Annotated in this window: 17 protein-coding genes; 3 read left to right on the plus strand and 14 right to left on the minus strand. The window is 62.3% G+C overall.

Features of this window, described 5'->3' with window-relative positions:
* Positions 1 to 20: 20 nt before the first annotated feature.
* A complete protein-coding gene (locus tag PVW51_RS17225) occupies positions 21 to 728 on the minus strand; it encodes a hypothetical protein (protein WP_274576282.1) in 708 nt (235 codons plus the stop codon).
* 232 nt (positions 729 to 960) lie between these two features.
* Here PVW51_RS17225 and PVW51_RS17230 point away from each other — a divergent pair, with 232 nt between their 5' ends.
* Complete coding sequence (locus tag PVW51_RS17230) at positions 961 to 2,217, plus strand: efflux RND transporter periplasmic adaptor subunit (RefSeq protein WP_274576283.1); 1,257 nt, start codon at positions 961 to 963, stop codon at positions 2,215 to 2,217.
* Positions 2,214 to 6,101 (plus strand): efflux RND transporter permease subunit, encoded by a 3,888-nt coding sequence (locus tag PVW51_RS17235; RefSeq protein WP_274576284.1) that lies wholly within the window; start codon positions 2,214 to 2,216, stop codon positions 6,099 to 6,101. Before PVW51_RS17230 ends, PVW51_RS17235 begins: the two co-directional genes overlap by 4 nt.
* Positions 6,102 to 6,600: 499 nt before the next feature.
* On the opposite strand, the gene PVW51_RS17240 is transcribed toward PVW51_RS17235, so the two are convergent.
* Positions 6,601 to 8,460: an ABCB family ABC transporter ATP-binding protein/permease gene (locus PVW51_RS17240; protein ID WP_443288324.1), complete on the minus strand. Its 1,860-nt coding sequence runs from the start codon at positions 8,458 to 8,460 to the stop codon at positions 6,601 to 6,603.
* A gap of 115 nt (positions 8,461 to 8,575) precedes the next feature.
* Positions 8,576 to 10,072, minus strand: coding sequence for a LysM peptidoglycan-binding domain-containing protein (locus PVW51_RS17245; protein WP_274576285.1), 1,497 nt, complete (start codon positions 10,070 to 10,072; stop codon positions 8,576 to 8,578).
* A 103-nt stretch (positions 10,073 to 10,175) separates the two neighbouring features.
* Here PVW51_RS17245 and PVW51_RS17250 point away from each other — a divergent pair, with 103 nt between their 5' ends.
* Positions 10,176 to 10,739 (plus strand): TIGR00730 family Rossman fold protein, encoded by a 564-nt coding sequence (locus PVW51_RS17250; RefSeq protein ID WP_274576286.1) that lies wholly within the window; start codon positions 10,176 to 10,178, stop codon positions 10,737 to 10,739.
* Between the two features lie 46 nt (positions 10,740 to 10,785).
* On the opposite strand, the gene PVW51_RS17255 is transcribed toward PVW51_RS17250, so the two are convergent.
* The 11 genes from PVW51_RS17255 to PVW51_RS17305 form a co-directional block, all read right to left on the minus strand.
* Positions 10,786 to 11,238 (minus strand): host attachment family protein, encoded by a 453-nt coding sequence (locus PVW51_RS17255; protein WP_274576287.1) that lies wholly within the window; start codon positions 11,236 to 11,238, stop codon positions 10,786 to 10,788.
* Positions 11,235 to 11,444 (minus strand): hypothetical protein, encoded by a 210-nt coding sequence (locus PVW51_RS17260; protein ID WP_274576288.1) that lies wholly within the window; start codon positions 11,442 to 11,444, stop codon positions 11,235 to 11,237. The genes PVW51_RS17255 and PVW51_RS17260 overlap by 4 nt, the downstream gene beginning before the upstream one ends.
* A gap of 298 nt (positions 11,445 to 11,742) precedes the next feature.
* Positions 11,743 to 12,342 carry a superoxide dismutase gene (locus tag PVW51_RS17265; protein ID WP_114273101.1) on the minus strand — a complete coding sequence of 200 codons (600 nt, stop codon included), beginning with the start codon at positions 12,340 to 12,342 and terminating at the stop codon, positions 11,743 to 11,745.
* Between the two features lie 111 nt (positions 12,343 to 12,453).
* Complete coding sequence (locus PVW51_RS17270; protein ID WP_274576292.1) at positions 12,454 to 12,873, minus strand: hypothetical protein; 420 nt, start codon at positions 12,871 to 12,873, stop codon at positions 12,454 to 12,456.
* A 26-nt stretch (positions 12,874 to 12,899) separates the two neighbouring features.
* Positions 12,900 to 13,316, minus strand: a complete 417-nt coding sequence (locus tag PVW51_RS17275; RefSeq protein WP_274576294.1) for a hypothetical protein — start codon at positions 13,314 to 13,316, stop codon at positions 12,900 to 12,902.
* 70 nt (positions 13,317 to 13,386) lie between these two features.
* Positions 13,387 to 13,959: a sarcosine oxidase subunit gamma gene (locus PVW51_RS17280; RefSeq protein WP_274576295.1), complete on the minus strand. Its 573-nt coding sequence runs from the start codon at positions 13,957 to 13,959 to the stop codon at positions 13,387 to 13,389.
* The gene (locus PVW51_RS17285) at positions 13,952 to 16,969 is read right to left on the minus strand and encodes a sarcosine oxidase subunit alpha family protein (protein WP_274576296.1); all 3,018 of its coding nucleotides are present in this window, start codon (positions 16,967 to 16,969) and stop codon (positions 13,952 to 13,954) included. Before PVW51_RS17285 ends, PVW51_RS17280 begins: the two co-directional genes overlap by 8 nt.
* 82 nt (positions 16,970 to 17,051) lie before the next feature.
* Positions 17,052 to 17,378 carry a sarcosine oxidase subunit delta gene (locus tag PVW51_RS17290; protein WP_269365186.1) on the minus strand — a complete coding sequence of 109 codons (327 nt, stop codon included), beginning with the start codon at positions 17,376 to 17,378 and terminating at the stop codon, positions 17,052 to 17,054.
* 111 nt (positions 17,379 to 17,489) lie between these two features.
* Positions 17,490 to 17,819, minus strand: a complete 330-nt coding sequence (locus PVW51_RS17295) for a hypothetical protein (RefSeq protein WP_274576297.1) — start codon at positions 17,817 to 17,819, stop codon at positions 17,490 to 17,492.
* A 226-nt stretch (positions 17,820 to 18,045) separates the two neighbouring features.
* The gene (locus PVW51_RS17300) at positions 18,046 to 18,726 is read right to left on the minus strand and encodes a hypothetical protein (RefSeq protein ID WP_274576298.1); all 681 of its coding nucleotides are present in this window, start codon (positions 18,724 to 18,726) and stop codon (positions 18,046 to 18,048) included.
* Positions 18,726 to 19,970, minus strand: coding sequence for a sarcosine oxidase subunit beta family protein (locus PVW51_RS17305; RefSeq protein ID WP_269365010.1), 1,245 nt, complete (start codon positions 19,968 to 19,970; stop codon positions 18,726 to 18,728). The genes PVW51_RS17300 and PVW51_RS17305 overlap by 1 nt, the downstream gene beginning before the upstream one ends.
* Positions 19,971 to 20,010 lie beyond the last annotated feature (40 nt).

Raw genomic sequence — 20,010 nt, forward strand, 5'->3', positions numbered from 1 at the left:
AACCGTTTGTCCGGTTCTGATCAGTTTCCGACCGCTTGCCCGGTGACTGCGTCACCGGCTGCAATCGCGTTCTCGTCAAGCTCAGGTTCTCCACCCAGCGCCACAATCACCTGTAGGGCGCGCTGTTGCAAGTCCGAGGTGGTTTCCGCATCCTGCAAAATGGCCTGGTAGCGGGCAATTGCCGCCTCCGGCTGATCCTGCGCGATGTCCAGCAACGCCAGTTGCTCACCGGCCAGCAACCGCAGCGGGTTGCCGGGCTGTGCCATCGCCTCCAGCGCCTGGCGGCGGTCTTCCACAGCCATGTCGGTATCCGGCAGGGTCATTGCCTTGAAACTGGCCAGCTGGCGGTAAATTTCCGGCACATCGCCGTCCACGGCAAGGCTTTCCAGGGTCTGGGCAGCGGCGGCGGTCTCACCGGCTTCGACCTGTTCGGCGGCGGTCAGCAACCGCAATACCGCCCCGGCCTCGGCCGATTGCGGGTCAATCCCGGCCAGTTGCTCTGCCCGGGCGGCCACGTCATTGGTCGCGAGCGCTGCCAGCATCGCGTCGCCCAGCGCCTCGGCCTGCGCCCTGCTCTGCGCTTTCGTGTATTCATTCCAGGCCGCACCCCCTACGATCAGCACGACGGCCAAAGCGGCAATCCAGCCATAGCGGCGGAACAGGTGGTACAGCCGGTCACGGCGGACCTCTTCGTTGACTTCGTCGATAAAGCTGTCTGTGTCGCTCATCAGGGCTGCCTCTGGTCCTTGGTTTTTCACCTCTTAACCCGCAGGAGGGAGCAAGCCAAGGGCTAGCAACCTGCTAGCAACCTGCACCAAATCGTGCATTTCGACAGATTCCCGCAAGAAATCCGCAAAAAATCCCTCAACTAAACTAGGCAGTTCACTTTTAAAGTATTACATAGCCGAAAACGCGGCTGGCCGAGGGCTTGGCCAGCCGCCCCAAGCATGAGGCCGCGCGATGCGTATTTTCTCTATCCTTGCAGCCATTGCGGTGACTGCCATCCTCGCCATGTCGATCCTTGCACGCCCGCAGCTTATGGCCATGCTGGGCGCCGCAGATGCGGCGGATGCGCCGGTCGAAGCAGCACAGGCCGGGGCGGCGCCCGAGACGCCCGCTGCCGCGCCACAGCAGGAAACCCGGCGGGTCAAGGTCAGTGTAAGGCGATTCGAGGCGCAGCAGGTTGACAGCGCGGTCATTCTTCGGGGCCAGACTGAGGCCGCGCGCGAGGTCGATGTCCGCGCCGAGACTTCGGCGGTTGTCTCCTCCGCCCCGCTGCGCAAGGGAACCAAAGTGTCGCAGGGCGATCCGATGTGCGTGCTGGACGCAGGCACCCGCGGGGCCGCCCTGCAGGAAGCCCGGGCAAGGCTGAGCGAAGCCCGGAGCCGGGTGCCGGAGGCGCAGGCGCGGGTCGAGGAAGCCCAGGCCAAGCTGGAAGAAGCCAAGATCAACCAGAATGCCGCCTCGCGGCTGAGCGAGGACGGCTTTGCCTCGCAGACGCGGGTCGCCTCTTCGGATGCTTCGGTCGCCACGGCGCGGGCTGCGGTCAGCTCCGCCACCTCCGGGCTCAGCGCGGCGCAATCGGGCATCGAGGCTGCAACAGCCGCCGTGGCCAGTGCGGAAAAGGAAATCGAACGGCTGACCATGACCGCGCCCTTTGACGGGCTGCTGGAAAGCGACACCGCCGAACTGGGCAGCCTGCTGCAGCCCGGTGGCCTTTGCGCGACAATCATCCAGCTGAACCCGATCAAGCTGGTCGGCTTTGTGCCCGAAACCGAGGTAAACCGCGTCAGCCTGGGCGCGCAGGCCGGTGCGCGGCTGGCGGCGGGCGGCGATGACCTTGTGGGTAAGGTGATTTTCCTGTCGCGTTCCGCCGATCCGCAGACCCGCACCTTCCGGGTCGAGATCGAAGTGCCGAATCCCGACCTGACAATCCGCGACGGGCAGACCGCCGAGATCGCCATTGCCGCGGCCGGCGTGCAGGCCCATCTGATACCGCAAAGCGCGATGACCCTGAACGATGACGGGGCCCTGGGCGTGCGCATGGTGGACGAAACCGACACTGTCTCCTTTGCCCCGGTCAGCATCATGCGTGACACCGCCAGCGGTGTCTGGGTCACCGGCCTGCCCGACCCCGCCAATGTGATCGTGGTTGGTCAGGAATATGTGACCGCCGGTGTCCAGGTCGATCCGACCTATCAGGAGGTCACGCAATGAGCGAGATCGTCGATTGGGCCGCCAGCCGTGCGCGGATGGTTCTGGCCTTTATCCTTCTGAGCCTGGTGGTCGGCGGCTATGCCTATTCCACCCTGCCCAAGGAAGGCGAGCCGGACATCGAGATTCCGGCGCTTTTCGTTTCGGTCCAGTTTCCGGGGATTTCCGCCGCTGACAGCGAAACCCTGCTGGTCAAGCCGATGGAAACGGAGCTGGCCGACCTGGACGGGCTGAAGACCATGACCGGCACGGCGGCGGAAAACTACGCCGGCGTCGCGCTGGAGTTCGAATTCGGCTGGGACAAGACCAAGATCATGGCCGATGTCCGTGACGCCATGGGCAACGCCCAGGCCGATTTCCCCGAAGGGGCGGAAACCTATTCGATCAACGAGATCAACTTTTCCGAGTTCCCGATCATCATCGTGAACCTGACCGGCCCGGTGCCCGAGCGCACGATGGCGCGGGTGGCCCGCGATCTTCAGGACGATCTTGAAGGGCTGGATGCGGTGCTGGAAGCGGGCATTGCAGGCAACCGCGACGAGATGCTGGAAGTGCTGATCGACCCGCTGCGGCTGGAGGCCTACAACGTCACGGCGAACGAATTGATCAGCGTGGTCCAGAACAACAACCAGCTGATTGCCGCGGGCGAGGTCGAGACCGACCAGGGCACCTTCTCGGTCAAGATCCCGTCGTCCTTTGATGACCCGTCCGATGTCTACAACCTGCCGGTCAAGACCAATGGCGACCGGGTGGTCACCCTGGGGGACCTGGCCGAGATCAACCTCACCTTCGAGGACCGCAAGGGCACGGCTCGGTTCAACGATGAAAAGACGCTGGCGCTGCAGGTGGTCAAGCGCAAGGGTTTCAACCTGATCGACACCGCGGCCCAGGTGAAGGAAATCGTCGCCGGACGCGCTGCCGCCTGGCCCGACGGGCTGCAGGCGGCCGTCACCGTCGGCACCTCCAACGACCAGAGCCGGGTCGTGGACAGCATGGTGCAGCAGCTGCTCGGTTCGGTCTTTACCGCCGTGGCGCTGGTGATGATCGTGGTGCTGGCCGCACTTGGCATCCGCGCCGCCCTGCTGGTGGGTTTTGCGATCCCGACCTCTTTCCTTCTGTGCTTCGCCTTCCTCGCGCTGATGGGCATTTCGGTGTCCAATATCGTGATGTTCGGCCTGATCCTGGCGGTGGGGATGCTGGTGGACGGGGCCATCGTGGTGGTCGAATATGCCGACAAGCGCCAACAAGAGGGCGAAGGCCCGATGCGCGCCTATGTCGAAGCGGCGAAGCGGATGTTCTGGCCGGTGATTTCCTCTACCGCGACAACGCTCTGCGCCTTCCTGCCGATGCTGTTCTGGCCCGGTGTGCCGGGTGAGTTCATGGGCATGTTGCCGGTCACGCTGATCTTTGTGCTGTCGGCCTCGCTGGTGGTGGCGCTGATCTATCTGCCGGTGATGGGCGGTGTGACCGGGCGGCTGGAAAACTGGATGGCGCGTCAGATGAATGCGGTGGCGGCGCTGCCGCTGTGGCTGCACCTGCTGTTGTTCGTCGGCGCGGCGCTGCTTTTCGTGCCTGCCGTCCTGCTGATGGGCCCGACCCAGCCCAATGCCCCCGGCTTGCTGTTCCAGTGGATCGGCGCGCAGTTCGGCGGCATGGATGCGCTGTCGGTGTTCTCGGTGGTCAGCACCTTTGCCATCGTGTTTGCGATCATCGTGATCGCGGCTGCGGTTGGCGCGCTGGCGCTGGGGGGGCTGATGCTGGGGCTGGTGTGCCTCTTTGCGCTGATGACCCGTCTGGGCCGTGCGGGCCGCTGGCTGGTCGCGCGCATGTTCCGCCGCGAACCCGACCGCATCCATGCAGGCTATCGCCGGAACGGGTTCGGATATGTCATGGCCTTCATCGCGGGCAACCCGGTGATGCCGCTGGCCGTGGCGGGCGCGGTGTTCATCTTTGTCGGCACCGTGCTGATCTATTTCTCCAACAACTCCAGGGGGGTCGAGTTCTTTGTCGAATCCGAACCCGAGCAGGCGATTGTCTATGTGCTGGCGCGAGGCAACCTGTCGCTGGAGGAAAAGGACCAGCTGCTGCATCAGGCCGAAGAGATCGTGCTGGCGCATCCCGGCGTTGATACGGTCTTTGCCTTTGCCGGCGAAGGCGGGTTGAACAGCAACACCGGCGGGGCGCAGACCCCCAAGGACAGCATCGGGCAGGTCCAGTTCGAGACGATCCCCTGGGAGGATCGCCCGCAGATGGTCGAACCCTGGTTCACGATTCCGCTGCTGGGCACCACGGTGACCCGCCATACCCAGGACCCGGCCTATGATGGCGATGTCATCATCGACGACCTGACCGCGCAGCTTGAGCAGATCCCCGGCATCCGGATCGAGATCCTGGCGCAGGCGCGCGGCCCGGCCTCGGGCAAGCCGGTGCATCTGCGGCTGAAATCCGACAGCTACACCGATCTGGTCAAGGCCACCGAACAGGTCCGCGCGCAATATGAGAAAACACCCGGTCTGACCCTGATCGAAGACACCCGCCCCCTGCCCGGCATCGACTGGCAGATCGACGTGGATGTCGAAAAGGCCGGGCGCTACGGCGCGGATGTGGTTTCTGTCGGGGCGATGGTTCAGCTTGTCACCCGGGGCCTGCTGCTGGACACGATGCGGGTCGATACCTCGGACGAGGAGATCGAGATCCGCGTGCGCCTGCCCGAGAAGGACCGGGTGCTGTCCACCCTCGACACGCTCAAGGTGCGCACCGCCGACGGGCTGATCCCGCTGTCGAACTTCATCACCCGCACGCCGGTCCCGAAACTGGCCGAGATCAACCGGATCGACCAGAAACGGTATCTGGACGTCAAGGCCGATGTGGCACCGGGGCTGATGAAAGTGGTGCGTGGCGATGCCGCCACCGGCGAGACCATTGCGACTTTGCGCCCTGCCCACGCAGGGGCGGCGGCGGAGGTGACCCTGCCGGGGGGTGCCGCCTATACCGTGATCGACCGTGCGGAGGCCGGCAAGGGTGCCGACCTGCAGGCCGATCTGGACAGCGGCGCATTCCGGCTGGTGCCGGTCAATGCAAACGAGCGGATCGCGGAACTGACCAAATGGCTGGACACCAAGCCGCTGGACCTCGGGGTGACCACCGAATGGACCGGCGACCAGGAGGACCAGGCCGAAAGCCAGGCCTTCCTGTCCTCGGCCTTTACCGCTGCCCTGGGGCTGATGTTCATTATCCTGCTGGCGCAGTTCAACAGCTTTTACAACGCGGTGCTGGTTCTGGTGGCGGTGGTGCTCTCCACCACCGGCGTGCTGATCGGGATGCTGGTCATGGACCAGACCTTCAGCATCATCATGACCGGGACGGGGATCGTGGCTCTGGCAGGGATCGTGGTGAACAACAACATCATCCTGATCGACACCTACCAGGAATACGAGCGCTACATGCCCCGGATCGAGGCGATCATCCGCACCGCGCAGGCGCGGATCCGACCGGTGCTGCTGACCACGATCACGACAATGGCGGGTCTTGCGCCGATGATGTTCGGGCTCAGCCTCGACTTTGCCGCCGGCGGCTATACCATCGACAGCCCCACCGCGCTGTGGTGGAAGCAGCTGGCCACGGCGGTGGTCTTCGGGCTTGGCATCGCGACGGTGCTGACGCTGATGGTGACGCCCTCGCTACTGGCGATCCGGGTCTGGGCCACAACCTATGTGCGCTGGGTGGCGCGCCTGCTGGCGCGGATGTCGCTGGGGCGGGCAAGCCAGGCGGCGCGGGACTGGGCGCTGGCCCGCGATGCACGCCGCATGAAGCCGCAGGAGATCATCTGGGATGATGTACCTGCGCCGGTGCCGGTGATGTCGCCGCGCCTGTCTGCCGCCGAATAGGCGGCTGGCAGGCCGACCGGGAAGCGCACAATGTGACGTGAGGCGCAAGCCGACCCGTCGCCTTCGGCTTGTTCCGGGCTTTGGGTGTCAGTCATCATCAACGGCAGAAATCTCCGCGCCAAAGGTCCGGTCCTGATCGCTGTCGCAAGACATGCGACAGGTCTTTTGGGCATTAGGCTCTGGACCCATTGATTCTATATGCTCAGCGGCGATTTCACGAAATTTCAATGGTTTGGGGCGTGCAGCCAATAGTGGTTCTATTTGCAAGCGACCCAAGACGTTGAAATGAAGTGAAATCGCCGCCCTCCGGGTTTGACGGATTTTCCCGCAGCCTGCGGCGCATCTGCTTGAAATAGAACCACTATTCTTGCGCAGATGCTTCTTGTCTGCGAAAAAATCTGTCAAACTGAGTATATAGAATTAATGGGTCCAGAGCCTAGGTCGTGTTGACATTCATTGTGGCCCACCCGAGCGAGACGGATTTTGCCGCCCTGCCGCCCTATGCCGCGTCTTCGGATTGCTGGCGCTGCCAGAGCTGCGCATAACGCCCGCCGCGCGCCAGCAGGTCGTCGTGGCGGCCCTGTTCGACGATTTCGCCCTTTTCCAGCACCACGATGCGATCCGCTTCGGCGATGGTGGAGAGGCGGTGCGCAATGGTGAGCACGGTCCGCCCCTGCCCTGCACGGCGCAGCGCATCCTGAATTTCCTGCTCCGTTTCGGTGTCGAGCGCGCTTGTCGCCTCGTCCAGCAGCAGGATCGGCGGATCCTTGAGCAGGGTCCGCGCGATGCCGACACGCTGCTTTTCACCGCCTGAGAGCTTCAAGCCCCTTTCGCCCACCGCCGTCTCGTAGCCCAGCGGCAGGGACTGGATGAAATCATGTATCTGGGCATCGCGGGCGGCGGCCTCGATCTCTTCGCGGGTGGCGCCCTCGCGCCCGTAGGCGATGTTGTAGAGGATCGAGTCGTTGAACAGCACCGTGTCCTGCGGCACCACGCCGATGGCGCGGTGCAGGCTGTTCTGGGTCACGTCGCGCAGATCCTGCCCGTCAATGCGCAGCGCGCCGCCCTGCACGTCGTAGAAGCGGAACAAGAGCCTGCCGATGGTGGATTTGCCCGAACCGGTGGAGCCGACGATGGCCACGGTTTCGCCGGGCTGTGCCTCAAGGCTGATGCCCCGCAGAATCTGCCGGTCCGGATCATAGCCGAAACGCACGTCATCCAGGGTGACGCGCCCGCCGGTGACCGTCAGCTCTGTGGCGCCGGGCTTGTCGGTGATCTCGGCCGGTTGTTCCAGCAGCCCGAACATCTGCCCCATGTCCACCAGCGCCTGGCGGATTTCGCGGTAGACCGTGCCGAGGAAGTTCAGCGGTACGGTGATCTGGATCATATAGGCGTTGACCATCACGAAATCGCCCACGGTGAGCGTGCCCTTCTGCACGCCGATGGCCGCCATGACCATCACCGCGACAAGGCCCGCCGTGATCAGCAGGGATTGACCGAAGTTCAGGAAAGCCAGCGAATAATTGGTCTTGATCGCCGCCTGCTCATAGCCCGCCATTGCGCTGTCATAGCGGGCCGCCTCGCGGCCTTCCGCGCCGAAATATTTCACTGTCTCATAGTTCAGCAGGCTGTCGATGGCCTTTTGATTGGCGTCGGTATCCTGATCGTTCATCTCGCGGCGCAGCTTCACGCGCCATTCGGTCACCGCAAAGGTGAACCAGACATAAAGCCCGATCGTCACCGCCACGACCACGGTGTACCAGAAGTCGAAAAGCACCGTCAGGATCACCGCGATCAGCAGCAGTTCAAGGATCAGCGGCCCGATGGAAAACAGCAGGAATCGCAGCAGGAAATCGACGCCCTTGACCCCGCGTTCGATGATCCGGCTGAGGCCCCCGGTCTTGCGGGTGATGTGATAGCGCATGGAGAGCTTGTGGATATGCTCAAAAGTTTCCAGCGCCAGCATGCGCAGGGCGCGTTGTCCGACACGGGCAAAGACCGCATCGCGCAACTGCTGGAAGCCCACATTCATCAGCCGGGCCATGCCATAGGCGATGGTCAGCGAAACCGCCCCAAGCGCGAGTATCGGGGTGCCTTCGCCTGCCAGCGCATCCACCGCATCCTTGTAGAACAGCGGCGTTGCCACCGAGATCAGCTTGGACACCACCAGGGCGACCATCGCCCAGACGACCCGGTGTTTGACCCAGGGCATGTCGCGCGGCCAGAGATAGGGCGCGACCTTGCGCAGCACGCGCATGGCGGACTGGCGTTCGGCCTGGTCTGCAAGTTGTTCGTCTGTGAGGAGTTCGGGGGGCGTATCGCTCCGCTTGGCAGAGGGGCTGGCGGTATCTGACGGCATGAAGGTTCCTATCGGCTGGAAACCCTACATAAGACGGGACAGCGGCGGTTGCCACCGCAACCGGGATATTCGGAATTTCCGGCGCATCTTTTTCCGAAAGCGTGGCGTCCCGCCGTCAGTCGGGCAGGTCGAACACCTGGCCGGGATAGATCAGATCGGGGTCTCTGATCGCGTCGGAATTCGCCTCGAACACCCGGACGTAAAGCAACCCGTCGCCATATCTTTCGCGCGCGATGGCCCAGAGGGTCGCGCCCTTTTGCACCGTGATCGCCTTGATCGGACCGTCCTGCCCGGCACCGGCGGCTTCCAGGGTGGCCACGGATTCGCGTTTGAACGGGGTTTCGACCCGGCTGGAGACCTTGCCTTCGGGGGTCACCTCGTCCACCCGCAGGGTATAGACACCGGCATCCACATCCGGCAGATCGCCGCGCCAACGGCCGTTTTCGTCGACCGGCAGGCTGATCACCGATTTATTGTCCAGATAGACACGCACCACCCTGGTGTCGGGCCGCGCACGTCCGGACAATTGCACCTGTCCGGCATCGGAATAGCTGATGGTGTCCAGCGCGACCGATTGCAGGGCGTCCGGGCGCGGGGCATTCAGCAGTTCCACCCCCTCCTCCGTCGCCTTGAGCAGCGCGACATTTTGCTCCGGCTCTGGCGTGTTTGTGGTTTCGGATGCTGCGGCGGCAGTCACCGGCTCTGACGCGGCTGGCGCTTGCACCGGTTCGGCATCGACCGTCTCAACCGGCGCGTCGTCCGCCGCCGCCGGTTGCGCATCGGGTGCGGGCTCACTCTGCACCGCTGCGGTTTCGGGCGCAGATTGGGGGGCGGTGGTTTGTTCAGGGCGCGCGGCTTGCGCCACGGCTTCATCTGCGGGCAGCGGATCAGCGGTTTCGCCTGGCGCCTCCGGTCCGGGCGCATCGGCCCGGGCTGCGGGTGTCTGTTCTGCAATGGGTTCGGCATCAGATGCCGCGGTATCGGCGGCCTGAGCGACCTCTGCCACTGGCGGGGTTGTCGGCGCCAGGATGATGCTGTCGCGGGAAGTCGTGGTCTGCCCCCCCGGCGCGGTCTGGGACAGGCTGAGCACATGGCCCTTGCCGTCCGGCGGGATGATCGCAAGCGTCGCGAATTTGCCACTGCCGTCCGCCGTGGCGCTGGCGATGGCTGCGCCGTCTTGCAGGATGTCGATCCGGGCACCAGGCGCGGCACGGCCGGCGATGACCGTCATGCCGTCACCTTCCCGGCGGACCTCATCAAAGGCCAGATCAAAGGCCAGAGCGGGTTCGGGCTCGGCAGATGCCATCTGGCCGGCGTCCTCCTGCGCGGGCGGATCCTGTGTGGCGGCGTTGTCCACCGCCTCACCCTCTGCCTGATCCCCCGCTGCACTGGCTTGCGCCGGTTCAGCCGGTTCAGCGGTATCTGTTGCGGCGGGCGCATTGGCCGTTTCGGCCTGCGGTATCTCGGGGACAAGTGCCACGGGCGCGGAGTTTGGCGGAAATTCGGAACCGCGCAGCTGGAACCAGCTTGCCACCCCGATCACAACAGCGCCAATGGCCACAATCGTCAGAACACCTGACCGGCCGCCAAGCGCCGCCATTGACTTGCTCATGCAATCCATCCTTCCCCAAGGTTGAGCCTTTCTATCAGGCGCGATAACAGGGGTCAAAATCCCACTGCGGATGAATTTCAATTTCCATGCAAGAGGTGCCGAGATGACGCATACCCCTGGACCGAACTCTGTCTGTGTCTACTGCGGCTCCCGCCCCGGCACCGATCCGGCCTATATGAAAGACGCGGAGACCCTGGGCAAAGGCCTGGCAGATGCGGGCCTGCGGCTGGTCTATGGCGCGGGGGATGTGGGGCTGATGGGCAGTGTCGCGCGGGCGGCACAGGCGGCGGGAGGAGAGACCTTCGGCGTGATCCCGCAGCATCTGGTGGCCTGGGAGGTCGGCAAGACCGATCTGACGACCTATGTGGTGACAGAGACCATGCACGAGCGCAAAAAGGTGATGTTCATGAACTGCGATGCGGTGGTGGTCCTGCCGGGCGGTGCGGGGTCATTGGACGAATTGTTCGAGGTTCTGACCTGGCGGCAGCTTGGCCTGCATGAAAAGCCCGTTTTCATCGTGAATACAAATGGATACTGGAATCCTTTGATGCAGCTGGTGAACCATGTGATTGATCAGGGCTTTGCCGATGCCAGCTTGCTGGACTATCTGACACCTGTGGCGGATGCGGCAGAGACGCTCGCCGGGCTCAAGGCGCATTTCTGCTGAAGCGCGCCTTGATGCAACGCTTCAGCCTTTGCGTTCAAACCTCTGATTACGCGGCGATTTCCCTCGCGATCAGAGTTTCGATCTGATCGACGGGGTGGTTCGTGAGGGTTTTCGGGACCTCCGCGACAACCCGGTCCGCGACTTCCTTGTGGATCTCGCGCCGCAGCTCGCCCAGGGTGTGCGGCGGTGCGACCAGCACGATCCGGTCAAACGCCCCCTGGTGCGCCTTTCTGTAGAGGATTTCGGCCAGTTCCCCGGCGAAACGATCCTTTGCCAGCTGGTGCCAGTCGGTGTCCTGCACCGCGGAGCGGTGGACGCTGGGGCCGTCGTTGAACCGCCCGCGCCGGTTTGCGGCCTGTTCGCGGTTGGGCGGATTGTCTTGCGCCTCTTCCCGGAACACCTCCAGGAACGGGTCTTCGCCGTCGGTCTGATTGACCAGGAACAGCGCCTTTTCGCCATCAGCGATCAGCACCCATGTGCCGTTTGTAAGCTTGGTCATGCGGTCTCTCCATGGTTGCGTTTGTCCTGTCCGGTGACGCGGGTGGTCCCTTCCGGATTTTCAGTTGCGCGTTTCTTTTCGTCCTGCGTGGCGACATCACGTTCGAGATTGCCGCCGGAGCGGCCTTGCTGGCCGATTTCGGTGGTTTCACCGAGGATCTTGTCGCTGTCTTTGCTGCCGTCTTTGGATCTGTGTCGCTCTGCCATATGGTGCCTCCTGTCTTTTGGGTGGTTAAGGATCAAACGCGGGAGGACGCCACGGGGTTCCGACATGAAAACACCCCGCAGGCTGACCTGCGGGGTGTATCTGTCTGATCTCATTCGCAAAGCGCGCCTCAGAGACGAGAGGCGACGTTTTCCCAGTTCACCCAGCCTGCCGCATCGCGGCGGGCGTCGGTGACTGGGAGAGCGCCTTTTGCCTCAGAGACGGGAAGCGACGTTTTCCCAGTTCACCCAGCCTGCCGCATCGCGGCGGGCGTCGGTGACTGGGAGAGCGCCTTTTGCCTCAGAGACGAGAGGCGACGTTTTCCCAGTTCACAAGGTTGTCCAGGAAGTTGGACAGGTAGTCGGGGCGCGCGTTGCGGAAGTCGATGTAGTAGGAATGTTCCCACACATCACAGCCCAGCAGAGCCGTCTGGCCGAAGCAGACCGGGTTCACGCCGTTTTCCGTCTTGGTGACCTTGAGGCCGCCATCAGTGTCCTTGACCAGCCATGCCCAGCCGGAGCCGAACTGACCGGCGCCTGCGGCCTTGAACTCGTCCTTGAACTTGTCGACGGAGCCAAAGCTCTCGTTGATAGCCTTTTCCAGCTCACCCGGCATGGCGGTGCTGTCGGGGCCCATCATTTCCCAGAACTGGTTGTGGTTCCACAACTGGCTGATGTTGTTGAAAATTCCGTTCTGCGCCACGGCAGAGGCATCGTAGGTGCCCTTGATGATCTCCTCAAGGGACTTGCCTTCCCACTCGGTGCCCTCAATCGCCTTGTTGCCGTTGGTGACATAGGCGTTGTGGTGCTTGTCGTGGTGAAACTCCAGCGTTTCCGCGCTCATGCCCTTGGCGGCAAGCGCATCGTGGGCATAGGGAAGGTCGGGAAGAGAAAAAGCCATGATCAGGGTCTCCTAAATTGCATTTCTTACAGGTCACATGAAGTACGCATGCCGCATAGGTCAAGTGCACTCTATGACATCAACGCAGCAGATCGGCAATTCGTCGCAACTTCATTTGATTTTCTGGCATTGCCCTTCGGTAAAATATCGACCGACATTTGAAGGAACGATGGATTCCATTCTGATATGAAGCGTTTTCTTGTCAACGGAACCTTTATAGAGCACCCGACCGATGCTCGTGCCATCACGGAATTTCAGGCCCTTCAACTCCCAGGAAAAGCGCACACGCTTGCCCTCGTTGGATACCAGCTTGATCGGAATCGGTGACTTGTGAAGTTTATTGATTGCGTAATCAAATGCCGCCGGGTTGGTCCAGCCCTCCACGAAACTCAGATACATCTTGTCGCCAAACCCACCGTTGGTGTTCAGCTGCTTCAAGTTGCATTCAAGAGTGAACCCCTGGGCCGCCTGCACGGACCCGGCGCCTGCCAGAATTGCCAGACTAATTGCTAAACTCTTGATAGCTTTCATATTTCCAACCTTCCCTTGAAATTGACCTATCTTTTGTCCCGAATCTTGCAGCTGCCCCTGGCGGACCACCGCTGGGGGTAGGCCGCGGGTTTGGCCACGACCGAGACAGCCCGCGTCGCGGTATTCAGATTGGCGAGGTAGCGGAATGTCGGAATGTAATTGCCAGCATCGTCCCTGGCATTCGCCACGGTCCAGTTGATGCGCAGGTTGTCGCCGCGCCGGGTGACCTTTGCCTCCGCGGATCCGTCCAGAAAGGCCAGCGTGATGCCGTCGATCACCTTTGCCCGGCCATCGTCCTCAAAAACGAAGGCCATCTTGGGCGAGACCCAGCCATTGTGGATGCGCGTCCTGAGATCACATTCGTAGAGGGTCGCAGCGCGGGCAAAGCCGGCAGCGGCCATAAGCAGGCAAGCCGCTGCTGTCACTGAACGTCTGATGGTCACCTGAACTGCCCCACACTCATTACACGAACTGGTTTTAGAGCGTGAATGGCGGCGCAGGTCAAGGAGGGTGTCAGGCGTAGTGACGTACTTCGGACCCGGGCATTGCCGCGGTTTTCAGCAGGTCGAACATATATTGCGCGACCGAACGGAAGCAGACGATGCGTGCCGAGGTGCCATCCGGCATCCAGAAGGCGGCAGGCACCTGGGCGAAGCGGGTGCGGCGGAACATGGTGCCGTTGAACTGATCCGGGTGCATGTCCACCGGGGCCAGTTTCGCGATCACCTCGCGCGCGTGGTCGCCCTTGATGTCGAAGACCGCCCGCGCGTCCGAGACGTTGACCACCAGCGCATGGCTGCCCGCCAGCTTTTCGCGAAGATCTGCCAGACGGTCCTGCACATCCGCATAAGCACAGATGATCAGCAATTCGTCCGGCGACATCCAGGCGATGCCCTGGCTGCCCTGGGTGTTGCAATGTCCCTGCTCGGGCAGGTTGACGCCGCCTGCGGCCACAGCAGCCTTGACCAGCGCCTTGTCCGACAGGTCGCCGCGCAGGGTGATCATGCCGATGGGGCCGATTTCGGATATTGTCACCAGACCGGTGTCGTCAGAGATATTCTTGAGCGCGCTTACAGGATCAGACATTCTGCTTTTCCCCGTCCTTGTCATAGAAAACCGGATCGACGATCCGTGCCTCGTAAACCTTGCCGTCCACCCCGGGGAAGCTGATCACCTCGCCCATGCGGTCGGGTCCGTGCAGGACCAGCCCCATGGCGATCCCCTTGTTGAGGTTGGGCGAATGATAGCTGGAGGTGACCCGCCCGATGGTGTTGCGCTGACCGTTGTCGTTGGTCCCCTCGCCCACCGCATAGGCACCATCCGGCAGGGTGCTGCCATCGGTGGTTTCCAGCCCGACCAGTTGCCAGCGCTCGGGGTCGGTCATATGGCTGCGCGCCTGGGCGCGTTTGCCCAGGTAATCCTCTTTCTTCTTGGAGATTGCCCAGTTCAGGCCCAGATCCTGCGGAATCACGGTGCCGTCCGTCTCGTCCCCGATCATGATGAAACCCTTTTCGGCGCGCAGGATGTGCAGCGCCTCGGTGCCATAGGGCATCACGCCCAGATCGGCACCCACCGCCATCAGCGCATCCCAGAGCGCCTGACCATGGCTGGCATCCACCGCGATCTCATAGCTCAGCTCACCCGAGAAGGAGATGCGATAGACCCGGCAGGGATAGCCGCCCAGCGTGCCATCGGCCCAATCCATGAAGCCCAGCGTCTCCTTGCTGACATCCATGCCACCCAGGCGTTCCAGCGCCTGCCGGGCATTGGGGCCGACCACTGCGATCTGCGCATATTGCTCGGTCACATTGGCGACATAGACCTGCCAGTCCCACCATTCTGTCTGCAGCCATTCCTCCATATGGGCATGGATGCTTTCGGCACCGCCGGTGGTGGTGTGGCACAGCCAGGTGTCTTCGTCGATCCGGGCAACCACGCCGTCGTCGATCAGGAAACCGTTTTCGTTGCACATCAGCCCATAGCGGCATTTGCCCGGCTTCAGGGTCGACATCATGTTGGTGTAAAGCATGTCGAGGAAACGGCCCGCGTCCGGCCCCTTGACGATGATCTTGCCGAGGGTGGAGGCATCGAGCAACCCGAGGTTCTCGCGCACGTTCTTCACTTCGCGCATGACCGCGTCATGGGTGCTTTCGGAACCACGTTTGAAGGCATAGGGCCTGCGCCACTGGCCCACGGGCTCCCATTCCGCGCCATTGGCGTCGTGCCAGCCGTGCATCGGGGTGCGGCGCAGCGGCTGGAAGGTGGCACCGCGCGCCCCGCCCCCGATCGCGCCCATGGAAATGGGGTGATAGGGCGGGCGGAACGTGGTGGTGCCGACCGTCGGGATCTCTGCATCCAGCGCGCCGGCCAGCGTGGCAAGCCCGTTGATATTGCTGAGTTTCCCCTGATCCGTCGCCATGCCCAGCGTGGTGTAGCGCTTGGCATGTTCGACGCTGACGAAACCTTCCTGAGCCGCCAGCCGCACGTCTGAGACCTTGACGTCGTTCTGGTAGTCCAGCCAGGTTTTCTCACGCAGCTTGGCGCTGGCACCATGGGGCATCATCCAGACCGGTGCCAGCGGTGCCTCCTCGCGGCGGGCAGCATTGGGGGCGCTGATGTCGCGGGGCAGCTTGAAGCCCAGTGTCGTCAACACACCGTCCGCCGCCGCATGCGCGTCATGCAGCACGTCGTCCAGCGGGAACATGCCAGAGGCCGCCCCTGCGGTGGTGACAAAGCCGACGCCATCCGCGCCTTTTGGCGGGTTATCCACATCCGGGCTGAAACAGGCCCGCTTGCTGTCCCAGCGCAATTTTCCGCCGCAATGGGACCACAGGTGCACCACCGGAGACCAGCCACCGGACATGGCAACCGCATCGCAGGCGATCTCTTCCAGCACCGCGCCCTCGCCCGCCTGCGAACAGATCGCGACACCGGTCACGCGCTTGCCACCTTTCACGGAGGAAATCGCATGGCCCATCAGAATGCGGATGCCCAGGGCACGGGCCTGCGCGACCAGCTCGCTGTCCTGCGGCAGCACGCGCGCATCGAGGATCGCAGGCACGTCGAGGCCGGCCTGCTTGAGCGCAATTGCCGTAAGGTAAGCATTGTCGTTGTTGGTGACCAATACCGTGCGGTCCCCGACCGATACGCCGAAGTTCACCAGGTAATCGCGCATGGCGCCGGCCAGCATCACACCGGGAATATCGTTTCCGGCAAAGCTGAGGGGGCGTTCGATGGCGCCGGTGGCGGTAATCACATGACCTGCCCGGATGCGCCACAGACGGTGGCGCGGGCCTGCCTTGGCCGGTGCGTGATCGGTCAGCTGTTCATAGCCCAGGACATAGCCGTGGTCATAGACCCCTGCCCCCATGGTGCGCGGGCGCAGCTGGACATTTTCCATCTGCGAAAGCTCTTCAAGAATTTCCTCCACGAACTTATCCACAGGCTTGCCATCGACAGTGCCACCATCGACCGGCGCGCGCCCGCCAAAGTGGTTGGTCTGTTCCAGCAGCAGCACACGCGCGCCGCTGCGGCCTGCGGTCCGCGCAGCCTCCAGCCCCGCGACCCCGCCGCCGACGATCAGAACGTCACAGAAGGCGTGGAAATGCTCGTATGTGTCCTCGTCCCGCGCCTTGGGCGCCTTGCCCAGACCGGCGGAGTGGCGGATGAAGGGCTCGTAGACATGTTTCCAGAAGCTGCGCGGATACATGAACATCTTGTAGTAGAAGCCCGCGGGCAGGAACTTGCTGAGGTGGGTGTTGATCGCGCCCACGTCGAATTCCAGGCTGGGCCAGTGGTTCTGGCTGGAGGCTTCCAGCCCGTCGAACAATTCGGTCGTGGTGACACGCTGGTTCGGCTCGAACCGGCCTTCGCGGCCCAGATTGACCAATGCGTTGGGCTCTTCGGGGCCTGCCGCAACCACGCCGCGCGGGCGGTGGTACTTGAACGACCGGCCCATCAGCATCTGGTCGTTCGCCAGCAGCGCCGAGGCAAGCGTATCGCCCTCATAACCGCGCAACTGCTTGCCGTTGAAGGTGAAATTTACCGGTTTGGCGGTGTTCAGCAGGCGTCCGCCTGTGGCAAGTCTGGTGCTCATGAACGCGAACCTTTGTGCGGGCGGAGGGTGCGGGAGCCTCCGGCGGGGATATTCAGGGCCAAAAAGAGAATGGGTGTCGGGATCATGTTCGCGGGTCCGGCGCATCGGGGCGGCGGTCGGCGATCTGGTCCAGTATCTCCTGCGGCGGCTCGACGGTCTGGGCCGAGTAGCTGCCAAAGATTTCAAGCGTCATGGTGCAGCGCGCGACATGGAACCATTTCCCGCAGCCGTATTGATGCCGCCAGCGTTCGAAATGCACGCCCTTGGGGTTCTTGCGCATGAAGAGGTAGCCTTCGAATTCATCCTCGGATGATCCGGGGCCAAAGCGTTTCAGATGCGCCTCGCCGTGGGCGTGGAATTCGGTTTCCTCTGCGGTCACGCCGCAGTTCGGACAATGGATGGTCAGCATGGCGATGTCCCGTGGCATTGGGGCGCAGACAGGCGCGAAAAGGGCGAGAGAACGGCAAAAAGGCCGATGCCCGCAGGGGCATCAGCCTGAATGCAGGTGGTGTCGTTGGTCTTATTCGGTTGCAGCAGGTGCGGTTGCGTCGCCGCCGGAGTTGTCCGTGGCAGGGGCAGGCGCTTCGCTGTCGGCCGCAGGTGCATCTGCGGCAGGTGCAGTTGCGGACGGCTCTGTGCCTTCGACGGTGATGTTGACGTCGTTTGCGCCTGTGCCGGCGCCATCATAGCCGCCGCCAAAGACGAAATAGGCAAGGACCGCCACGACAAGGACCAGCGCCGCGACGATGATGCCGACGCTGTTGCCGCCCGACGTGGTGGTTGTGGTTGTTGTTGTGTTGCGCTCCGCCGTGGTGCGGTGCTCGGGGTTTGTGTTCTCGGAATGTGCCATGACTTGGTTTCTCCTTCGTTTCCCTTGATCAGGGACACAACGAAAGAAGTAACCAACCGGTTCCGGCCTGCGGACAGAGCAACACCACGCACCGGCGCATTATCGCCTGTGCCGTGCAAGCTCCGGGACAACATTGGATGCGCAGCCATCAGTGTGCCTCGCCGTAGGGTTGGATTTGTGTTTCCTCTGCGGTCACACCGCAGTTCGGGCATTGGATGGTCAACATTTAGGCCTCACGTATTTCAAACGAAGCTTTGGAAAACTGCTTAGGGTACTTAGCGCTCGCAGAGGCAAGGTACTCCTCGATTACTCCACTTACGGTTTTTCGATCTTCTTCTAGCAAGTCAATTAATCCACCAAGCAGCTGATTTAGACGACCAACACGCATATTCGCGATCAGAGCATCTCTGCCTTCCAATTCTGCCTGAAGCTCAGAACCATCAATTCCGACTATATGGTTTTCAATGAAGTTGTCATAATCCATCCTCAAACTGTTGTATGTCGATACAATTACGTCGATATTCATAGCACGCTTCTGTATTTCATAAATTCGAGCAACCAAATCGCCGTCACCCTCCGAGAGAAAAACAATTTCCTCGGTTTCAACAAATTCGAAGTTAGCGCCGCTCCCGATAATTGGCCGAACCAATGATGAAGGTTCTTTTATGCCAGTATTTCGCTCGGAGTTCGCAAATTCCTTGTCGATGTGTCTTGCTGTATTCTCTATGTACTCGAAAGTGTGGACTAGTTTCTGTAACCCACGATGTGCAAGGAACGCTTGCTCGGTTGCTTTCTCGTTCTGCTTGTTTCTTTGATCGTACCACGATGTCAGCAAGAACATTGCAAGTGAAGAAACCAGCGATATACCTCCACCAATTAGGAGCGGCAAAATGGTTTCCCGGCCCATCAGTGTGCCACCCCTGCCGCGACGGATTCGTCGATGAAGCGGCCTTCGGTAAAGCGGTTCAGGCCAAAGGCGTCGGTCAGGGGCGAGCGGCCCTTGGCGATCAGTTCCGCCATGGCCCAGCCCGATCCGGGGATCGCCTTGAATCCGCCGGTGCCCCAGCCGCAGTTCACGAAAATCCCCTCGACCGGGGTCCTGGACAGGATGGGCGAGCGGTCGCCGGTCACATCGACGATCCCGCCCCACTGGCGCAGCATCTTCAGGCGGCTGACCATCGGGAAGGTCTCGATCAGGGCGCGCACGGTTTCCTCGATATGGTGGAAAGACCCGCGCTGGGTGTAGTTGTTGTAGCCGTCGGTGCCGCCGCCGATGACCATCTCGCCCTTGTCGGATTGCGACATGTAGCCGTGCACGGTGTTGGCCATCACAACCACATCCATGCAGGGTTTGATCGGCTCGCTGACCAGCGCCTGAAGGGCGACGGATTCAATCGGCAGACGGAAACCGGCCATATCGGCCAGATGTCCCGAATGGCCCGCGACCACCATGCCCAGCTTGTCGCAGTCGATGTCGCCGCGGGTGGTGGAGACACCGGTGACCTTGCCGCCGGTCTGGCGGATGCCGGTCACTTCGCATTTCTGGATCACATCCATGCCCATGTCTGAGCAGGCCCGCGCATAGCCCCAGGCCACGGCATCGTGCCGCGCAGTGCCGCCGCGCGCCTGCCACAGCCCGCCCAGCACCGGGTAGCGTGGCCCGTCCAGGTCGATGATTGGCACCAGTTCCTTGACTCGCTGGGGGCTGATGAATTCGGTGGTCACGCCCTGCAGCGCATTGGCATGGGCGGTGCGCTTGTATCCGCGCACCTCGTGCTCTGTCTGGGCCAGCATGATCACGCCACGGGGGCTGAACATCACGTTGTAGTTCAGGTCCTGGCTCATGGTTTCGTAGAGCGAGCGCGCCTTTTCGTAGATCGCCGCTGACGGGTCCTGCAGATAGTTGGAGCGGATGATGGTGGTGTTCCGGCCGGTGTTGCCGCCCCCCAGCCAGCCCTTTTCCAGGATCGCCACATTGGTGATGCCAAAGTTCTTGCCCAGGTAATAGGCCGTGGCCAGCCCGTGTCCGCCCGCGCCGATGATGATCACATCATAGCGCTTTTTCGGCTCGGCATCGCGCCAGGCTCGGGTCCAACCGCTGTGGTGGCGCATCGCTTCACGGGCCACTGCAAAAACGGAATATTTCTTCATGCTCTCTGGGTCCCTGCTTGGCTGGAGTAGGCAGATTCGG

Origin of the sequence: Sulfitobacter sp. PR48 (genome assembly GCF_028807335.1) — a bacterium.
Lineage (GTDB): Bacteria > Pseudomonadota > Alphaproteobacteria > Rhodobacterales > Rhodobacteraceae > Sulfitobacter.